We start from the raw sequence: 713 nt of genomic DNA, 5'->3' as shown, positions 1-713 counted from the left end.
GGGTTCGTCCGCCTTCGGCGTCCTGGGCGGGTTCGGCGCGGGAGCGGGCGTGGGAGCCGAGGGCTCGGGGGCGGGCGTGACCGTTTCCGGCTGGGGCGCGGGGACCGGGCGGACGGGCCTTGGTCGCGGCCCGGACTCCGGCGTCGGCCGGGTCTGCGGCTGCGTCTGCGCCTGCGGCGCTGCGGCGGCCCTCGTAACGGTGAGGGGCTGGTTGTACGAGACCGTGCGGGTGACGACCCTGCCGCTGGGCAGTCGCTCCCGGGTGCGCTTCAGGTAACCGTGGGCCTCCAGTTCGCGCAGGGCGGCGGCGATCCGGGCCTCGCTCTCCGGGAAGCGGTCGGCGAGGGGCTTGATGCCGATCCTGGCGCCGTCGGGCAGCGACTGGATGTGGGCGGCGAGTCCGATCGCGACGAGGGACAGCTCGCGGTGCTGGGTGAGGTGGTTGCCCACGACCGTGAAGCGGCCGGTGTGCCGGGTGTCGATATGTACGACACCGGATGACGGGGCGCGCGAGGGCGCGCTAATCTGCGGGGTATCCATCAGGAAGCAGTGCTTCTTCCTTGTTGGTCAGGCCCTCGTTTCAGGATTGCCGTCCTGGCGAGGGCCGTCGCGCGTCTGGGGTTGTGTGGCGAGCATATGCCGGACAACCGGCCTCACTTCCAGCCGAGTTGGGGAAGCTCACCCGTGTGAGTGACGGGCGTGGAGTGGGGGGC

At 71.8% G+C, this 713-nt stretch carries 1 pseudogene; it reads right to left on the bottom strand.

The window, feature by feature from the left end:
* Window positions 1–540: pseudogene (locus AADR41_RS42140) on the bottom strand (hypothetical protein); the annotation flags it as partial.
* Window positions 541–713: the final 173 nt, after the last annotated feature.

The organism is Streptomyces sp. CLV115 (assembly GCF_038448545.1).
GTDB lineage: Bacteria > Actinomycetota > Actinomycetes > Streptomycetales > Streptomycetaceae > Streptomyces > Streptomyces sanglieri.
This window is presented reverse-complemented; position numbering and strand designations above follow the sequence as displayed.